Annotated in this window: 14 protein-coding genes and 1 tRNA gene; 9 read left to right on the plus strand and 6 right to left on the minus strand. The window is 72.7% G+C overall.

What is annotated here, in order from left to right:
• The first annotated feature begins 139 nt into the window (after positions 1-139).
• Complete coding sequence (locus ACFV18_RS17515; protein WP_380484032.1) at positions 140-1,081, plus strand: DUF5996 family protein; 942 nt, start codon at positions 140-142, stop codon at positions 1,079-1,081.
• 10 nt (positions 1,082-1,091) lie between these two features.
• On the opposite strand, the gene ACFV18_RS17520 is transcribed toward ACFV18_RS17515, so the two are convergent.
• On the minus strand, positions 1,092-2,573 hold the full coding sequence (locus ACFV18_RS17520) for an ArnT family glycosyltransferase (RefSeq protein ID WP_380484034.1): 1,482 nt from the start codon (positions 2,571-2,573) through the stop codon (positions 1,092-1,094).
• Positions 2,574-2,846: 273 nt separating this feature from the next.
• On the opposite strand from ACFV18_RS17520, the gene murQ reads away from it, so the two are divergent.
• The gene (gene murQ, locus ACFV18_RS17525) at positions 2,847-3,755 is read left to right on the plus strand and encodes an N-acetylmuramic acid 6-phosphate etherase (RefSeq protein WP_380484137.1); all 909 of its coding nucleotides are present in this window, start codon (positions 2,847-2,849) and stop codon (positions 3,753-3,755) included.
• Positions 3,756-3,774: 19 nt separating this feature from the next.
• Here the strand turns inward: murQ and ACFV18_RS17530 are convergent, their stop codons facing one another.
• Positions 3,775-5,844 (minus strand): SpoIIE family protein phosphatase, encoded by a 2,070-nt coding sequence (locus tag ACFV18_RS17530; RefSeq protein ID WP_380484036.1) that lies wholly within the window; start codon positions 5,842-5,844, stop codon positions 3,775-3,777.
• Positions 5,845-6,154: 310 nt separating this feature from the next.
• Between ACFV18_RS17530 and ACFV18_RS17535 the strand changes: the two genes are divergently transcribed.
• Complete coding sequence (locus ACFV18_RS17535; protein ID WP_380484038.1) at positions 6,155-7,498, plus strand: histidine kinase; 1,344 nt, start codon at positions 6,155-6,157, stop codon at positions 7,496-7,498.
• Between the two features lie 55 nt (positions 7,499-7,553).
• On the opposite strand, the gene ACFV18_RS17540 is transcribed toward ACFV18_RS17535, so the two are convergent.
• Complete coding sequence (locus ACFV18_RS17540; protein ID WP_380484040.1) at positions 7,554-8,198, minus strand: response regulator; 645 nt, start codon at positions 8,196-8,198, stop codon at positions 7,554-7,556.
• A gap of 95 nt (positions 8,199-8,293) precedes the next feature.
• Between ACFV18_RS17540 and ACFV18_RS17545 the strand changes: the two genes are divergently transcribed.
• The 4 genes from ACFV18_RS17545 (at position 8,294) to ACFV18_RS17560 (ending at position 12,655) form a co-directional block, all read left to right on the plus strand.
• Positions 8,294-10,090: an AMP-binding protein gene (locus ACFV18_RS17545; protein WP_380484042.1), complete on the plus strand. Its 1,797-nt coding sequence runs from the start codon at positions 8,294-8,296 to the stop codon at positions 10,088-10,090.
• A gap of 267 nt (positions 10,091-10,357) precedes the next feature.
• Positions 10,358-10,430, plus strand: a tRNA-Gly gene (locus tag ACFV18_RS17550).
• A 33-nt stretch (positions 10,431-10,463) separates the two neighbouring features.
• Entirely contained in the window at positions 10,464-11,912 is a 1,449-nt protein-coding gene (locus tag ACFV18_RS17555; RefSeq protein ID WP_380484045.1) for an SDR family NAD(P)-dependent oxidoreductase, read from the plus strand.
• A 530-nt stretch (positions 11,913-12,442) separates the two neighbouring features.
• The gene (locus ACFV18_RS17560; RefSeq protein WP_380484048.1) at positions 12,443-12,655 is read left to right on the plus strand and encodes a hypothetical protein; all 213 of its coding nucleotides are present in this window, start codon (positions 12,443-12,445) and stop codon (positions 12,653-12,655) included.
• Between the two features lie 98 nt (positions 12,656-12,753).
• Here the strand turns inward: ACFV18_RS17560 and ACFV18_RS17565 are convergent, their stop codons facing one another.
• Positions 12,754-13,515, minus strand: coding sequence for an SDR family NAD(P)-dependent oxidoreductase (locus ACFV18_RS17565; protein ID WP_380484050.1), 762 nt, complete (start codon positions 13,513-13,515; stop codon positions 12,754-12,756).
• 88 nt (positions 13,516-13,603) lie between these two features.
• Positions 13,604-14,743, minus strand: coding sequence for an acyl-CoA dehydrogenase family protein (locus ACFV18_RS17570; protein WP_380484052.1), 1,140 nt, complete (start codon positions 14,741-14,743; stop codon positions 13,604-13,606).
• 223 nt (positions 14,744-14,966) lie between these two features.
• Here ACFV18_RS17570 and ACFV18_RS17575 point away from each other — a divergent pair, with 223 nt between their 5' ends.
• Positions 14,967-15,563 (plus strand): TetR/AcrR family transcriptional regulator, encoded by a 597-nt coding sequence (locus ACFV18_RS17575; protein ID WP_380484054.1) that lies wholly within the window; start codon positions 14,967-14,969, stop codon positions 15,561-15,563.
• A gap of 9 nt (positions 15,564-15,572) precedes the next feature.
• Here the strand turns inward: ACFV18_RS17575 and ACFV18_RS17580 are convergent, their stop codons facing one another.
• Positions 15,573-15,722 carry a hypothetical protein gene (locus tag ACFV18_RS17580; RefSeq protein WP_380484056.1) on the minus strand — a complete coding sequence of 50 codons (150 nt, stop codon included), beginning with the start codon at positions 15,720-15,722 and terminating at the stop codon, positions 15,573-15,575.
• Between the two features lie 176 nt (positions 15,723-15,898).
• On the opposite strand from ACFV18_RS17580, the gene ACFV18_RS17585 reads away from it, so the two are divergent.
• A complete protein-coding gene (locus ACFV18_RS17585) occupies positions 15,899-16,426 on the plus strand; it encodes a hypothetical protein (RefSeq protein ID WP_380484058.1) in 528 nt (175 codons plus the stop codon).
• Positions 16,427-16,511: the final 85 nt, after the last annotated feature.

Below are 16,511 nucleotides of genomic sequence, written 5' to 3' on the forward strand. Positions count from 1 at the left end.
CGCCCACATCGGTTGGACGCGGCGCACCCGGGTGGAGCAGTCTCCCCGTCACCCGGGCGCGTCGCACCCCGACGGCGCGGCAGGCCCCGCAAGGATGGGACGCACCACCCGTCGCGACCCACCTCAGCCGGAGCGCACCATGGAACTCTTCCCGCCCCTGCCCCTGGAGTCCTGGCGGGACACCAAGGAGACCCTGCACCGATTCGCCCAGATCATCGGCAAGATCCGGCTGGCCGGCAGCCCCCGCCGCAACCACTGGTGGAACGTGCCGTTCCATCTCACCGGACGCGGCATCACCACCCGCCCCACCGGCCCGACCCGCGGCGGCGACGCCTTCACCATCGACTTCGACTTCACCGACCACCGGCTGTACATCCGCACCCTCGACGGCGCCGAGGACTCCTTCCCGCTGACCGGCCGCTCCGTCGGCGACTTCTACCGCGACACCCTGCGCGCCCTCGTCCACCTCGACATCGACATCGTCCCCGACCACCCCTACCCGTACGACCTCCCCGACTCGCACCGCCCGTTCGCCGACGACGACGAACACCGCAGCTACGACCCGGCCGCCGTCACCACCTACTGGCACATCCTCAGCCAAGTCGCCCTGCTGCTGGAGGAGTACGCCACCGGCTACTCGGGCAAGACCAGCCCCGTCCACCACTTCTGGCACACCTTCGACCTCGCCGTCACCCGCTTCTCCGACCGCGAGATCGACCAGCCCGCCGCCGACCCCGTCACCCGCGAGGCCTACTCCCGCGAAGTCATCAGCGCCGGCTTCTGGTTCGGCGACGACAGTGTCCCCGAGTCGGCCTTCTACTGCTACACCGCCCCCGAACCCGCCGACCTCACCACCCGCCCCCTGCACCCCGCCGCCGCCTCCTGGACCACAAGCCGGGGCAGCCACCTCGCCCTGCTGAAGTACCAGGACGTCCGGACCGCCGCCGACCCCTGGGCGACCGCCCTCGACTTCCTCGAATCGGCCTACCGGGCAGGCGCCGACCTGGCCGGCTGGGGCCGCAAACGCGAATGCCCGGGCGGCGTCACCGACACCGTCCTGCGCACGGCGCCCCCGGCGTAGTCGGTACCGCTCAGTAGAAGTGCCGCAGCCGGGGCCAGAGTTGGGACCACGGTGCGGCCGGGACCGAGCACAGCAGGACCGGGGCGTGCTGCTCCTCGTTGGCCAGGTCGTGGCCGTTGTCGACCCGGGCCACCTCATGGCAGTCGGTAAAGGCGCGTTCGACCTGTGGGTACGACGCGGGGTGGATCAGCAGGACGGGGCCGGTCGCGGAGTCCGGCGGCGGGCCCCAGTCGGCGAAGGACATGTGGCCCGAATACGGCATGGGGAGACCGTTGTCGGCGCCGTACCGGGCCAGGGCGCCCGCCTCGCCGTAGTTGCTCGCGAACAGCACCGCCCGGCCCCGGTGCTCGGGCGGGATCGCCGCCCAGCCCGCGCCCACCGCCTCGGCCAGCTCCGGCCAGCCGACCTGCTCCGCCGACTCCTTGTACACCCAGGCCACGGCGGGGAGTTGATGCTCGGGAAGCACCGGCAAGGTGATCGCTGTGTTCACCGCCGCCGCCAGCAGCAGCACCCCCACCAACCGCGCCCGGCGGCGCGGCACCGGCCAGGTCCGGTCCACCACCGGCTGGCACCCGGCCGCCAGCACCAGCAGCAGCGGCGGCAGCGCGTAGTACGGCTTGCCGCCGAGCAGCAGCACCAGCGCGCACAGCCCCAGGTAGCCGAACGCCAACGGCCGTGCCCAGCGCAGCTCGGGACCGTGCCGCAGACGGCGCAGGCCGCCCAGCCACACCGGCACCAACACCGGTGACAGATACAGAAGTTGCATCGGCACGAAGGTCAGCCGGTTGGTCAGGCCGTCCTGGTCGCTGATGCCCGAGGCCACCGTCACCTGCGGCCAGCCGTGCCGGGCCTGCCAGTACAGGTTCGGCGCGGCCACCAGCACCGCCAGCAGCACGCCCAGCGGCAGCCAACGCCCCTGCAGGACCTGCCGGTTGCCCGTGAACCGGACGGCCGGGAGCAGCGCCGCCGCGAGCAGCAGCACCAGGTCCTTGTTCAGCAGCGCGACACCCACTGCCGCGCCGATCGGCAGCCACCAGCGGCGGTCACCGGTGCGCAGCAGCCGCAGCACCAGCACGCCGATCCCCATCCAGGCGAACAGGTCGAAGCTCGCCGTGGACAGCATGTGGCCCAGCGCCAGCACCATCGCCGACACCGCCGCGCCCGCCGCCGCCAGCAGCTGACCGCCCTGGCGCGCCCCCAACTCCCGTGCGGCCAGCGCCGTCAGGACGATCGTGGCGGCGGCGAGCAGCACCGCGACCACCCGCAGCCCCGCCGGGCTCTCGCCGAACAGCGCCGTGGAAAGCCGGGCCAACAGCGGTGTCAGCGGCGGCTGATCGACATAGCCCCACGCCAAGTGCCGCCCGGCGGACAGGAAGTAGAGCTCGTCCCGGTGGAAGCCGTACCGCCCCACCAGCAACAGTTCGAGCACTGCGACCCCCGCCGCGACGCCGAGCACCGGCTTGAGCGCGAACCGCGACAGCCCGACGGGCATGGCAGCGGCAGTGGATCCATCCCCCCGAAGGTCCATGGGGGGAGTGTGGCAGAAACGGCGGGCCGCGCCACCAGGTGGACGGCAAGATATCTCCGCCGGGCCGTCCGGTCGAGGGCCGGGGGCGATTGTTCGGCAGTGGCCCCACGGTTAGGCTCGGGCGCTGTGAACGGCACCCCGCACCCCAGTGACCTGCCCCTCTCGTCCGCCGCCGACCCCGACCGGCCCGGTGCCGAAGGCCTCGGCCACCCAGGTGCCACGGAGCCGGCCGCAGACCTGGCCGCGCTTGCCGGGCTGGCCACCGAGACCCGGCGGCCCGAGCACGCGGGCATCGACCTGCTGCCGACCCTGGAGATCGCCCGGCTGATGAACGCCGAGGACCGCACCGTCCCGGACGCGGTCGCCGCCGAACTGCCCGCGATCGCCGCCGCCATCGACGCGATCGCCGAACGGATGGGCCGTGGCGGCCGGTTGATCCACGCCGGCGCCGGAACCGCCGGCCGGCTCGGCGTGCTCGACGCCGCCGAATGCCCGCCCACCTTCAACACCGCGCCCGGCGAGATCGTCGCCCTGATCGCCGGCGGACCCGCGGCCTTCACCGCCGCCGTCGAGAACGCGGAGGACGACCGCGCCGCCGCCGTCGCCGACCTCGACGCCCTGCAGCTCACCGCCGCCGACACCGTGGTCGGCATCTCCGCCTCCGGCCGCACCCCCTACGCCGTCGCCGCCGTCGAGCACGCCCGCGCCCTCGGCGCGCTCACCGTCGGCCTCTCCGGCAACCGTGAGTCCGCTCTCGCCGTCGCCGCCGAACACGGCATCGAGGTCGTCACCGGGCCCGAACTGCTCACCGGATCAACCCGGTTGAAGGCCGGAACGGCACAGAAGCTGGTGCTCAACATGATCTCGACGATCACCATGATCCGGCTCGGCAAGACCTATGGAAACCTGATGGTCGACCTCCGCGCGACCAACGAGAAACTCCGCGACCGCAGCCGCCGCATCGTCGCCCTCGCCACCGACGCCGAACCGGCCGCCGTCACCGCCGCACTCGACGCCACCGGCGGCAAGGTCAAGGACGCCATTCTGCTGCTGCTCGCCGACCTCGACGCCGGCACCGCGGCCGCTCTGCTCACCGAGCACGGCGGACGCCTGCGCGAGGCCGTACAGGCCGCCCTGAAGAACTGACCAACCCACAGGCCGCGCCTCAGAGTTGCTGCTCGGCCCAGATGGTCTTGCCGCGCGGCGTGTGCCGGGTCCCCCAGTTCTGGCACAGCTGCGCCACCAGCAGCAGGCCCCGGCCGCCCTCGTCGAAGGTGCGCGCCCGGCGCAGATGCGGGGCCGTGCTGCTGCCGTCCGACACCTCGCAGATCAGCGTCCCGCCGTCCCGGATCAACCGGAGACCGATCGGCGACTGACCGTAGCGGACCGCGTTGGTGACCAGCTCGCTGACCACCAACTCGGTGATGAACGCGGCCTCTTCGAGCCCCCACTCGACGAGCGTCGTCGCGGTCAGCTTGCGGGCCCGGGCCACCTCCGACGGGTCGTGCCGCAACTCCCAGCCGGCGACGTCCTGTTCATGCAGCGCCCGGGTGCGGGCCAGCAGCAGCGCCACGTCGTCGCTGGGCGCGGCCGAGCCCAGCGTCGCGTTCAACACCCGGTCGCACAGCACCTCCAGCGAGTCCGCGGGCTCGGCGAGCGCTGACGCCAGCCCGTCCAGGCCCAGCGCCGGATCGCCGCGCAACTCCGAGGCCCGCAGCAGGCCGTCCGTGTACAGCGCCAGTACGCTGCCCTCCGGGACGGGCAACTCCATTGCCTCGAACGGCATTCCGCCCAGACCGAGCGGCGGGCCCGGCGGCAGCTCCGGGAACGTCACCGTGCCGTCCGGGCCGACCAGTACCGGACCGGGGTGACCCGCCCGGGCCATCATGGCGGTCCGCGCCACCGGGTCGTACACCGCGTACAGGCAGGTCGCGCCCACGCTGCCGCCCGCCCAGGTCGTGGCGCTGTCCGGCACCTCCTCCAGATCCACCCGAAGCACCAAGTCGTCCAGGTGGGTGAGGAGTTCGTCCGGTGGCATGTCGATGTCGGCCAGCGTTCGCACCGCCGTCCGCAGCCGGCCCATCGCCGCCGACGCGGGCACCCCGTGCCCCACCACGTCACCCACCACCAGCGCCACCCGGGCACCCGACAGAGCGATCACGTCGAACCAGTCGCCGCCCACCCCGTCCCGGTCGTTCACCGGCAGATAGCGGAAGGCCACCTCCACCGCCGCCTGCCGGGGCGTCCGGGCCGGCAGCAGCGACCGCTGCAACGCCAGTGCGGTGTCCCGCTGTTGGGTGTACTGCCGGGCATTGTCCACGGACAGCGCCGCCCGCGCCGTCAACTCCGTGGCCAGCACCAGATCGTCGTCGTCGAACGCCTCCGGCGAACGGTGCCGCAGGAAGATCGCCACGCCCAGCGTCACCCCGCGTGCCGTCAGCGGCACCAGCAGCGAGGAATGAATCCCGAACTCCGCCGCGGACTTCTGCCGCCGCGGCTCCTGCTGCATCCACCCCTGAAGCCGCTGATCCCGCATGTCCGTTCGCACCGGCCGGCCCGAGGCCAGTACTTGCGCCATCGGCGACTCCGGAAGGATCGCATCGCGCGCCCCGGTGGCCACCGCCGACTCCGGGCAGCCCGGCAGCACCGACTGCTGCGCCACCCGGTAGAAGACCAGGCCCGCGTTGGACGACGGACCGCCGCGGAACACCGGCTCCAGCAGATCCACGCCGACGAAATCCGCGAAGTCCTCCGTCCCGACATCCGCCAACTCCTGTGCGGTGCGCTGCACTTCGAGGGTCGAACCGATCCGCAGGCCGGCCGCGCCGAGCAGCGCCAGCCGGCGCCGGGCCAGATCCTCCGGTCGGGTCGGCCGGTCGGACACCTCGGCGATCGCCACCGGCGGCTCCCCTCCCAGTGGCTGCAAGGGCAGCGCGGACAGCACCCAGCTCTGCTCGCCGTCCGCCGTCCGCACCGGGACGATCGCCAGCTCCACCGCCACCGGATCGCGCTCCGAACGCTTCAACCGGACCATGCCGGTGAACGGCTCGCGCCGAACCACCGCGCGCAGCACGGCGATCGGCGCGTCACCGGCCAGCAGATCGAACGCGGAACGCCCCAGTACCCGGGCCGACGAGAACCCCGACATGCGCTCAGCGGCCGCCGACCACCCCGTGATCGAGCCGTCGCCGTTCACCGTCGCAGTAGCCGCACGGCCCGGTACCCGTGTCGCCATGTCCGCACATTCCCCTTCGGAGCAGCAACCCCCAGGCCATGCCTTCAGCATCGCCCCGCGACGCAGACGCCTCAAACCGCCACGCCGAGCCGCCGCCGGGGTCGCGTGCGGTTGCGCGAGGCGGCGGGCGGTGGTATCGAGGCCGCACGCGGTGGTAGCGACCTCGCGGGCGGCGGGTAGGGACGTCGCGGGTGGTGGGTAGCGACCTCGCGGGGAGTGGGTAGCTACGTCGCGGGCCAGGTGCGCGGCGACGATCGGACGATGTGATCAGCGGACCGCGCGGATGTGTGGACCAGGTACGCTGCCGCGCATGAACGGCGGTGGCGGGAGCGAACGGGAGGCCGAGGTACTGGCAGCCCTCGCAGAGCTGGACCGGATCGAACGCGAGCGGACCCATCGGATCGGGCTGCTGGACGCCCGGCACACGCTCCGGGCCGTCGCCGAGCGGGCCCGCATCGAGCACGGCTTCGAACTCGGCCTCGGCGGGCTGGTGGAGGGCCGGGACCTGGTGCTGCGGGCCTGGTCGGGGACCCTTCGGACCACCCTGCACGAGCTGCGGATCCCGCTCGGACTCGGCCTCGGCGGGCGGGTGGTGGCCCTCGGCAACGCCGTGGTGGTCCGCGACTACTACCGCTCCAGCCGGATCACCCACGACTTCGACCAGCAGGTCGGCAGCGAAGCCGTCACCGGCATGGTCGGCCTCCCGATCGGCACCGGCCCCGCGCGCGGCGTCCTCTACGGCGCCATCCGCGGCAGCGGAGAGATCGGCGACAGCGCGATCGACGGCCTGACCCGACTCGCCCACCTCGCCACCCTCGCCGTGGACGTCGCCGACGGAGCCGCCACCCTCGCCGACGCCGCCGTCACCGGCGAACGCCGCCGAATCGCCGCCGAACTGCACGACGGCCTCGGCGCGATGCTGTTCGGCATCGGCAGCTCCGTCCGCGACCTGCGCGCCGACACCACCCAGCACCCCGAACTCGCCGACCGCCTGCGCCGCCTCGAACGCGAACTCGGCGACGCCGCCGCCACCCTGCGCGCCTCCGTCGCCCGCCTGCACCACGATCGGCCCGCCGCCCCCGACGGCACCAGGTCCGACGGCGCCGGGCCTGACGGCGACCGGCTCGCAGCGGACCTCGCCGAGACACTCCGCGACTTCGAACGACGCACCGGCATACCCGCCACGTTCGTCCCCATCGGACCCGCCCCGCGCCTGGACGCCGAACGCGCCGCCCTGCTGCGCCGCACCGTCGCCGAGGGCCTGCTGAACGTCGAGAAACACGCCCGGGCCGACTCGGTCGCCGTCACACTCACCCACGACCGGCACCGCCTCGGCCTCGCCGTCATCGACGACGGACCGGGTCCGGATCCGCACGGTGACCCCAACGGGAAACCGCTTTCCCGTTGGGATCCGGGCCCGCTCGCACCCATACCCGCACTCGCATGCGGACCCGGAACCGCCACCGGCGCCGGCCTGCCCGCCCTGCGCGCCCGGTACGAACGCCTCGGCGGCACCCTCCACCTGCACAGCGACGAGGACGGCACCACCCTGCGCGGCGAACTCCCGCTCCCCGCCCAGCCGTCCCCGTCACACCCCGTGCCACCGCCCCCGTGCCCGAATCAAGCCCCCGCCGCGCCGCCCGCCCCGGCCTGATCGGACGCCGCGCCGCCCGCCCCGGCCTGATCGGACGCCGCGCCGGCCGCCCCGCTCAGAGCAGCTGCTCCTGCTGGGCCCGGCGGATCGCCTCCACCCGGTTGCGGGCGCCGAGCTTGTGCATCGCCGTCTGCAGGTACGTCTTCACGGTGTTCCGGGTCAGCCCGAGCTCCTCCGCAATCTCCGGGTTGGTCCGGCCGGTCGCGGCCGACCGGATCACCTCGTACTCGCGCCGGCTGAGCGACAACCGGAACAGCCGCGCCTGCAACTGGGCCGGGGCCGAACCGTTCAGCCGCGGGTCGAGCACCCGCCGTCCCGCCGCAGCCAGCCGCAGCTGGGCGACCAGGTCGGTGTCCGTGACGTCCTTCAGCAGGCAGCCGTGCGCACCCGCCGCGAGCGCCGCGGAAAGCGCATTCTGGTCCTCGAACGCGGTGAACAGCACCACCCGCGCATCCGGCGCGGCCGCCCGCAGCAGCGGCACGGTCCGCGAACCCGGCAGGTCCGGTAGCCGCAGATCCAGCAGCACCACGTCCGGACGGAGCGTCGCGGCCAGCGCCACGCCCTCGCGCGCGGTCCGGGCCGAACCGACCACGGACACGTCCTCGGCCCGCCGAATCAGCGCAGACACGCCGTCGCACACCACTGGATGGTCGTCGACCACCAGGACCCGTACCGTACGACCAGTGGAGCCATCCGCCATCCGAGCGAACTCTCCTCTCCAGGTGGGGGGACCGCAGGCCCACGGCCAGCGGAAATATTGGGTGCGACGGTAACTGAACACAGAGGGGTCAGGCCATGGGCTCAGCCGAGAACGTCCAGAACAATGAGCAGCCGCCGTCCCGGCCGGGCGACGGTGCGACCACCGGCGCGGACTCCCGGGCCGGGGCGCGGCTCGACCGCGCGGCGTCGGTGGCCAACTTCCGGGCCGCCCGCGAGGTGCTGTGGCAGCACGCCACCGACTACGACACCGCGTACCGCACCTTCCAGTGGCCCGAGTTGGGCGAGTTCAACTGGGCGCTGGACCACTTCGACCCGATGGCACGCGGCAACGACCGGCCCGCGCTGTGGGTGGTCGAGGCGGACGGCAGCGAGCGCATCCACAGCTTCGACCAGCTCGCCCGCCGCTCCGACCAGGTCGCCAACCACCTGCGCGCGCTCGGCCTCGGGCGCGGCGACCGGGTGCTGGTGATGCTCGGCAACGTCAGCGAACTGTGGGAGGTGATGCTCGGCGCGATCAAGCTCGGTGTGGTGCTGATCCCCGCCACCCTGCTGCTGTCCGCCGAGGACCTCGCCGACCGCCTGGAACGCGGCGAGGTGCGCGCCGTGATCGCCGCCGCCGAGGTCACCGACCGCTTCGCCGATCTCCCCGGCGCCCCGCTGCGGATCGCCGTCGGCGCACCGACCCCCGAGGGCTGGCACGACTACGCGGAAGTCGACACCGCCGCCGAGGAGTTCACCCCCGAGGGCGTCACGCTCGCGGACGACCCGCTGCTGCTGTACTTCACCTCCGGCACCACCTCGAAGCCGAAGCTGGTCGAGCACACCCACGCCTCGTACCCGGTCGGCCACCTGTCCACCATGTACTGGATCGGGCTGCGCCGCGGCGACGTCCACCTCAACATCTCCTCGCCGGGCTGGGCCAAGCACGCCTGGAGCAACCTGTTCGCGCCGTGGAACGCCGAGGCCACGGTCCTGGTCTTCAACTACGGCCGGTTCGACGCCCAGCAGTTGCTGGAGGTGATCGCCCGCTGCCGGGTCACCACGCTGTGCGCCCCGCCCACCGTCTGGCGGATGCTGATCCAGGCCGACCTGGGCGCGCACCGCACCGATCTGCGCGAACTCGTCGGGGCCGGCGAGCCGTTGAACCCCGAGGTGATCGAACAGGTGCGGGCCGCCTGGGGATTGACCATCCGGGACGGCTTCGGCCAGACCGAGACCACCTGCCAGATCGGCAACAGCCCCGGCCAGCCCGTCCGCCCCGGTTCGATGGGGCGGCCGCTGCCCGGCTACCACGTCGCCCTCCTCGATCCGGACGGAAAGCCCGGCGGCGAAGGCGAGTTGAGCCTCGACCTGGCCCACCGCCCGCTCGGCCTGATGCGTGGCTACCGCGGCGACCCCGAGCGCACCGCCGACGCCATGCGCGACGGCCACTACCGCACCGGCGACGTCGCCGCGCAGGACGCCGACGGATACATCACGTACGTGGGCCGCGCCGACGACGTGTTCAAGGCCAGCGACTACCGGATTTCCCCGTTCGAGCTGGAGAGCGTCCTGATCGAACACCCCGCCGTCGCCGAGGCCGCCGTGGTCCCCTCGCCCGACCCGCTGCGCCTGGCCGTCCCCAAGGCGTACGTGGTGCTGGTCGACGGCCGCACCCCCAGCCCCGAACTCGCCCGCGACATTTTCGCGTTCACCCGGGAGAAGCTCAGCGCCTACAAGCGCATCCGCCGCCTCGAGTTCGCCGACCTGCCGAAGACCATCTCCGGCAAGATCCGCCGCGTCGAACTGCGTACCCACGAGGCCGACCGCACCGAGAACCGCAACCCGAACGAGTACTGGGACAGCGACTTCCCGGAACTCCGCCAGGGCTGAGTGCGCCCGCCGCACCGAGCGGGAAACCGCTTTCCGTACGCCCGCGCCGACTTGACGGCAGGGATGAACGGAAAGCGGTTTCCCGTTCTGTGGAGCGGCTGCGGAAAGCGCTTGCCAGTCGCCGGGTGCGGAAAGCGCTTGCCGGTCGCCGGGTGCGGTCCCATAGGATCTCCTTCACCTGCCGGGCGTAGCGCAGAGGCAGACGCATCGCTATCCGCATGGCGGGTCACGCCGGTTCGAATCCGGCCCCCGGGAGGCTCGGGCGACGGGCCCGTGGCGCATTGGCAGACGCGCCGTCCAGCCAAGGCGGAACACGCCGCCTCGATTCCGGCCGGGCCCGACCCCGCTGACGCACCGCCACCCGGAGGACCTGATGGGCGCGCCCGAGCTGAACGAGACAGACGGCCCGGGTGGGATTCAGGGCTCCGATGGCGCGGTCCAAAGCCTCACGGATGCCGAACTCGCAGCCTTCGACCGCACCATCGGGCAGCTGCGCACCCTCCCCGCCGACCATCCACTGCGACTGCGCGCCGAACGCGTCGCCGAGTCCTTCGTCCGTGACGGCCGCCAGCGGCGCCGCCGCGAGCGCCGCACCGAAGCCACCCTCGCCGACGCCGAACTGACCGCCGCCACCGCCACCGGCGGCACCGACCGCCGCGAGGACGCCCCGCTCCCCAGCACGTCCGGCCACACCCCGATCGGCGAACTCCGGCGCCACCGGCGCTGCTACGTCTGCAAGCGCACCTACCGCCAACTCGACGGCTTCTACCACCGCCTGTGCCCCGACTGCGCCGCTGACCACACCACCCGGCGCGCCCTCAGCACCGACCTCACCGGCCGACGTGCGCTACTCACCGGCGCCCGCGTCAAGATCGGCTTCCAGCTGGCGCTGATGATGCTCCGCGACGGCGCCGAGCTGACCGTCACCAGCCGCTTCCCGCACGACACGCTGCGCCGCTTCGCCGCCGCCGAGGGCAGCGAACGGTGGCTGGACCGCCTGCGGATCGTCGGCATCGACCTGCGCGACCCGCGCCAGGTCCTCGGCCTGTGCGAGCAACTGCGCGCCGAGGGACGGCCGTTGGACATCCTGGTGAACAACGCGGCACAGACCGTGCGCCGCCCGCCCGAGGCGTACGCCCAGCTCGCCGCCGGCGAACACGGTCCCGCCCCCGCGCAGGTCACCCACGCGCCCGGCTTCCGCCCGATGCCCACCCTGGCCACCGCTTGGCCCGCCGTCGAACTCGCCGCGCCGGAGCGGGAGTTGACGACGCCGGACGTGACACCGGCGCTGCCGCTCCCCGCCCCGGTGGACGAGGCCGGCCTGCTGCCCGACCGCGCCCCGCAGAACTCCTGGTCGGCGACGCTCGGCGGACTCGACCCGGCGGAGGTGCTGGAGACCCAACTGGTCAACGCGCTCGCCCCCGCACTGCTCTGCGACCGACTGCTGCCCCTGCTGGAAGCGTCACCGCACCGGTCCAGGTACATCGTCAACGTGACAGCCGTGGAAGGCCGGTTCGCGGTCCGGAACAAGATGCCGGGCCACCCGCACACCAACATGGCCAAGGCCGCCCTCAACATGCTCACCCGCACCAGCGCCGCCGAACTCGCCGAGCGCGGCATCCACATGTGCGCCGTGGACACCGGCTGGATCACCGACGAGAACCCGGCCCCCAAGAAGTCCCGGATGGCCGGAGCCGGTTTCCGCACCCCGCTCGACATCGTGGACGGCGCGGCCCGGATCTACGACCCGATCGTGCGCGGCGAGGCCGGTGAGCCCTGCGTCGGCGTCTTCCTGAAGGACTATCAAGTCGCGGAGTGGTGACGGACACCAGGACCGTCCGAACCACGGCCCTTCCGGGTGCCCTGGCGGATCCATGAGCGGTTGACGGCCTGTCTGATGAAGGGGCCGACAAGCATGGACAGCATCCACAGCGCTCCGGTGGCCGGCGAGTAGAGGTAGTGCCACCACCAGTGGGGGAGCACGATGGGGAAGGCTCAGAGAGCGGTCAGCGGCCACGGGAGTAGAACCTGGCGCCGGTGCTGCCGCGCATCGCGAAGAGCAGGAACGGCTGGCGGCCTCGCTCGCGGCCAACCTCGGGCTGCTGTACCTGTTCGCCGCGTCCGCACCGACCACGCCGAGCCCCACCCCGGCGGTTCCGGACGCCACCGACCCGAAGGCCTACCACTGCGCCGACGACGCCATCAACCTCGACCAGGTGCCGGTGCTCCTGCCACAGGACGTCACCATCAACGGCCGGGTGCAGCCCGCCGGAACGGCGCTCGGGACGGTCAGTCTGCGCTTCTCGGTCCACTGCGCGGGGGGCGTGGGCGCGGTACGACCCCGCCGAGTACGTGTTCGGCGATCCGGGCCAGGGCACGGTGTCCACCACCACGCTGCGCACGGCCGACTCCACCTCCAGCACGTTCCACCTCGGCCACATCGACCAGAGCTACCCCGACCTGCTACTGACCGGCCTGGGCTGCATCGAGGCACACGCCAGTGTGGTGGTGGCGAACGGCGGCGTGACGGCCAACGGCAGCACCAAGTGCCTCCCCAAGAGCTGATGGATCAAAAAAGCAGGACCGCCCCGAAAGGCGGCCCCGCAAAGGACGGCAAGGCCCCACAGGAAACGTCAAGGCCCGCAAAAGACGTCAACCAGCCTTCACCGCGCCGACATCCGCAGCGCCCCGTCCATCCGGATCGTCTCGCCGTTGAGGTAGTCGTGGTCGGCGACCATGGCCACCAGCCGGGCGTACTCCTCGGGGTGGGCGAGCCGCTGCGGGAAGGTGACGGTGGCGGCCAGGCCGGCCCGGATCTCGTCGGAGAAGCTCGCCATCATCGGGGTGTCGACGATGCCGGGCGCGATGGTGACGACCCGGATGCCGAACTGGGCGAGGTCGCGGGCGGCGGTGATGGTCATCCCGGCGACGCCGGCCTTGGACGCGGCGTACGCGATCTGGCCGACCTGGCCCTCGAACGCCGCGATGGAGGCGGTGTTGACGACCAGGCCGCGCTGGCCTGCCTCGTCCGGCTCCAGGGCGGACATCGCCTCGGCGGCGAGCCGCATCACGTTGAAGGTGCCGATCAGGTTGACGTTCAGCACGGTGCGGAACAGGTCCAGGTCGTGCGGGCCGCGGCGGCCGACGATCCGGGCGGACGGGGCGATGCCCGCGCAGTTGACGGCCAGGCGCAGCGGGTGGCCGTCGAAGGCGATCCGGGCGAGCGCGTCGCGCACCGGCTGTTCCTCGGTGACGTCCGCGCCGAGCAGGGTGACGCCCTCGGGCGGGGTCGGGGCGGACTCGACGGCCTTGGGCAGGTCCAGGCCGTAGACGTGGGCGCCGAGGCCCGCCAGGTGGACGGCGGTGGCGGCGCCGAGGCCGGAGGCGGCACCCGTGACCAGGGCGGCGGTACCGGTGAGCTGCATGCTGGAAAGCCCTTTCCGAGTGGCGTTCGGGGCCGGTGGGTGAGCAGCGGCCCCGAACGGGTGGTGACGAACCGACAGGGGGGTCGGGTCAGCGCGCGAACTGGCGGCTGATGACCAGGCGCTGGATCTGGTTGGTGCCCTCGAAGATCTGCATGATCTTCGCCTCGCGCATGTACCGCTCGACCGGGAAGTCCCGGGTGTAGCCGTAGCCGCCGAGCACCTGCACCGCGTCGGTGGTCACCTTCATCGCGGCGTCGGTGGCGATCAGCTTGGCCACGCTGGCCTGCCGGCTGAACGGGCGGCCGAGGTCGCGGCGGCGGGCCGCGTCCAGGTAGGTGGCGCGGGCGGAGTCCACGGCGGCGGCCATGTCGGCGAGCAGGAAGCCCAGGCCCTGGTGGTCGACGATCCTGCGGCCGAAGGTGGTGCGCTCGTTGGCGTACGCGACGGCGGTGTCCAGTGCGGCCTGGGCGAGGCCGGTGGCGCAGGCGGCGATGCCGAGCCGGCCCGAGTCGAGGGCGGAGAACGCGATGGACAGGCCCTGCCCCTCGGCGCCGATCAGGCGCTCCGGCCCGAGCAGCGCGCCGTCCCAGTAGGCGGCCGTGGTCGGCACGCCGTTGAGGCCCATCTTCTCCTCCGGCGCGCCGAAGGTCAGGCCCTCGGTCTGGCCGGGCGCCAGGAAGCAGGAGATGCCGTGCGCCCCGGGCGCGGTGCGGGCGAACAGGGCGTAGAAGTCGGCCTTGCCGCCGTGGGTGATCCACGCCTTGGTGCCCGTCACCCGGTACCCGCCCTCGACGGGTTCGGCCTTGCAGGTCAGCGCGGCCGCGTCGGAGCCGGCCTGCGGCTCGGACAGGCTGTAGCCGCCGATCAGTTCGCCGGCCAGCATCTGCGGAAGCCACTGCTCCTTCTGCTCCGGCGTGCCGAACGCGTTCAGCGGGTGGCAGGCCAGGGTGTGCACGCTGGTGGCGACCGCGACGGCCGCCCAGCGCGACGCCAGCTCCTCCAGCACCTGGAGGTACACCTCGTACGGCTGCCCGCCGCCGCCGAACTCCTCCGAGTACGGCAGGCCGAGCAGACCGGCCTGGCCCATCAGCGCGAACAGGCCCTCCGGGTACAGCTCCTGCTTCTCGTGGGACTCGACCTTCGGGGCGAGTTCCTTGTCGGCGAGATCACGGGTCAGCGCGATCAGGTCGGCGGCTTCCTCGGTGGGAAGCAGGCGATCCACGGCCATGTTCCGGCTCCAAGCGGTACGCAAAGCGGTACGTCAGTACCGGTGAGCGTAGCGCAGGAGGGCCCGCTGCGGGGGACCAGGGAGCGGTGAACAGGGAAAAGTCCGGGAAAGAACGGGGAAAAGCAGGGGCGCGTGGGAGGCGCGGGGGAGTGCGGAGCGGGGCCGGGGTGCGCCGGGCGGGCGGATCGGCGGCCGAGCAGAGGCCGACTGTCATACTGGCCGGGTGATCGACAGCGCCGCCGCACCCCAGCCCAGCGGACGGGGCGCCGCCCGCCGCAGCGCCCTCTTCGAGGAACTCGTCGCACTCTTCGTCGCCGAGGGCTTCGCCCAGTTCACGCTGGACGACCTCGCCGCCCGGCTGCACTGTTCGAAGCGCACGCTGTACGGGCTGGCCGGTTCCAAGGAGCAACTGGTCCGAGCAGCTGTCGTGCACTTCTTCCGGAGCGCCACCGCCCGGGTGGAGGCCGCGCTGGCCGCCGAGACCGACCCGGCCGCCCGACTGGCCGCCTACCTGCGCACCGTCTCCGCCGAACTCGCCCCCGGCTCGGCCCGGTTCTTCGACGACCTGGCGGCCTTCGAACCCGCCGCCGAGGTGTACGGCCGCAACACCCGCGCCGCCGCCCGGCAGATCCAGCGGCTGATCGACGACGGGGTCGCGGCAGGCGCCTTCCGCGAGACCCACGTGGCGTTCGCGGCGGACGTCATCAGCTCGGTGATGGTCCGCATCCAGCAACGCCAGGTCGCCGAGGCCACCGGCCTCGCCGACGCCGAGGCGTACGGGCACCTGGCCGAGCTGCTCCTGCACGGCCTGCTGCGCTGAGCGCCCCGCTCAACTCCCGTGCGGCGAGCCGGACTCGACCTCGGGTTCGCAGACCGGACAACGCCTGCCCTCCCGGACCTTGCCGCACTCCTCACAGACCAGATTCAGCCGGCAGGCGGGCTCGCCGCCCTCGCTCTCGACGCGTTCCCTGGGGTCCATGGCATCCAGTGTGCCGCCACCGGGCGGGCGGCCACGGCGGGCGGGACAGCGAACGGGCGGCGGCAGGCGGCCACGGCGGGCGGGCGACGGCGGGCGGGCGACGGAGGGCCGACGGACGACCGAGGACGGCGGGAAAATCCGCGCCGGGCAAGGGTGTTGATCGCTATCTTGTGCGCATGATCGACAAAGAACTCGTCGTTCCACCTCCCACGGTGCACCTGGCCCGGCGCGGAAAGGTCTGGCGCTCGCTGGCAGGCTCCGCGGCCGTCTTCGTGGTGGCCGCACTGGTCGTCGCAGCGCGCCTGACCCCGGTCCTGATGCTCTTCGGGGTGATCGCCCTTCCGGTCTCCGGGCTGTTTGTCGTGATCGGGCTGAACGTCCTGATCCGGCGGACTCCCCAACTGGTGCTGGATTCCGACGGGTTGCATGTTCCCCAGCTCGGACGGATCCATTGGGACGAGATCGCGGGAGTGCGGCCCTCGACGGCCGGCCCGCACGAGGTGATCCTGCTGACCGGCCACCCTGGCGCGCCCTTCCCGCCCAGGCCCCCGCTGCTCGGACGCCTGGCCGCCCGCACCAACCGCCGGACGGGCGCCCGCGAGGCGATCTTCACGGTCGCCGCCCTGCCGATGGACGCGAAGGCGCTCATCGCGGACATGCGCCGGTACCACCCCGGCCTGACGATCCTGCCGTCCGAGGACTGACCGCGCCGGGCCGCTGGGCGTGCTGCGGGGATTGCCAAAATATGAAGTGGAAAACCTTCGTCGCCCAAAGGCCCGGCCGCTAGCT

This window comes from Kitasatospora sp. NPDC059673 (assembly GCF_042734215.1).
Classification (GTDB): domain Bacteria; phylum Actinomycetota; class Actinomycetes; order Streptomycetales; family Streptomycetaceae; genus Kitasatospora.

Bases quoted from the DNA above. Each gene is read 5' to 3' on its own strand.
- ACFV18_RS17570 (WP_380484052.1), bottom strand. From the start codon at position 14,743: ATGGCCGTGGATCGCCTGCTTCCCACCGAGGAAGCCGCCGACCTGATC.
- ACFV18_RS17555 (WP_380484045.1), top strand. From the start codon at position 10,464: ATGGGCGCGCCCGAGCTGAACGAGACAGACGGCCCGGGTGGGATTCAG.
- ACFV18_RS17585 (WP_380484058.1), top strand. From the start codon at position 15,899: ATGATCGACAAAGAACTCGTCGTTCCACCTCCCACGGTGCACCTGGCC.
- ACFV18_RS17520 (WP_380484034.1), bottom strand. From the start codon at position 2,573: ATGCCCGTCGGGCTGTCGCGGTTCGCGCTCAAGCCGGTGCTCGGCGTC.
- ACFV18_RS17545 (WP_380484042.1), top strand. From the start codon at position 8,294: ATGGGCTCAGCCGAGAACGTCCAGAACAATGAGCAGCCGCCGTCCCGG.
- ACFV18_RS17535 (WP_380484038.1), top strand. From the start codon at position 6,155: ATGAACGGCGGTGGCGGGAGCGAACGGGAGGCCGAGGTACTGGCAGCC.
- ACFV18_RS17580 (WP_380484056.1), bottom strand. From the start codon at position 15,722: ATGGACCCCAGGGAACGCGTCGAGAGCGAGGGCGGCGAGCCCGCCTGC.
- ACFV18_RS17515 (WP_380484032.1), top strand. From the start codon at position 140: ATGGAACTCTTCCCGCCCCTGCCCCTGGAGTCCTGGCGGGACACCAAG.
- ACFV18_RS17565 (WP_380484050.1), bottom strand. From the start codon at position 13,515: ATGCAGCTCACCGGTACCGCCGCCCTGGTCACGGGTGCCGCCTCCGGC.
- ACFV18_RS17540 (WP_380484040.1), bottom strand. From the start codon at position 8,198: ATGGCGGATGGCTCCACTGGTCGTACGGTACGGGTCCTGGTGGTCGAC.
- ACFV18_RS17530 (WP_380484036.1), bottom strand. From the start codon at position 5,844: ATGGCGACACGGGTACCGGGCCGTGCGGCTACTGCGACGGTGAACGGC.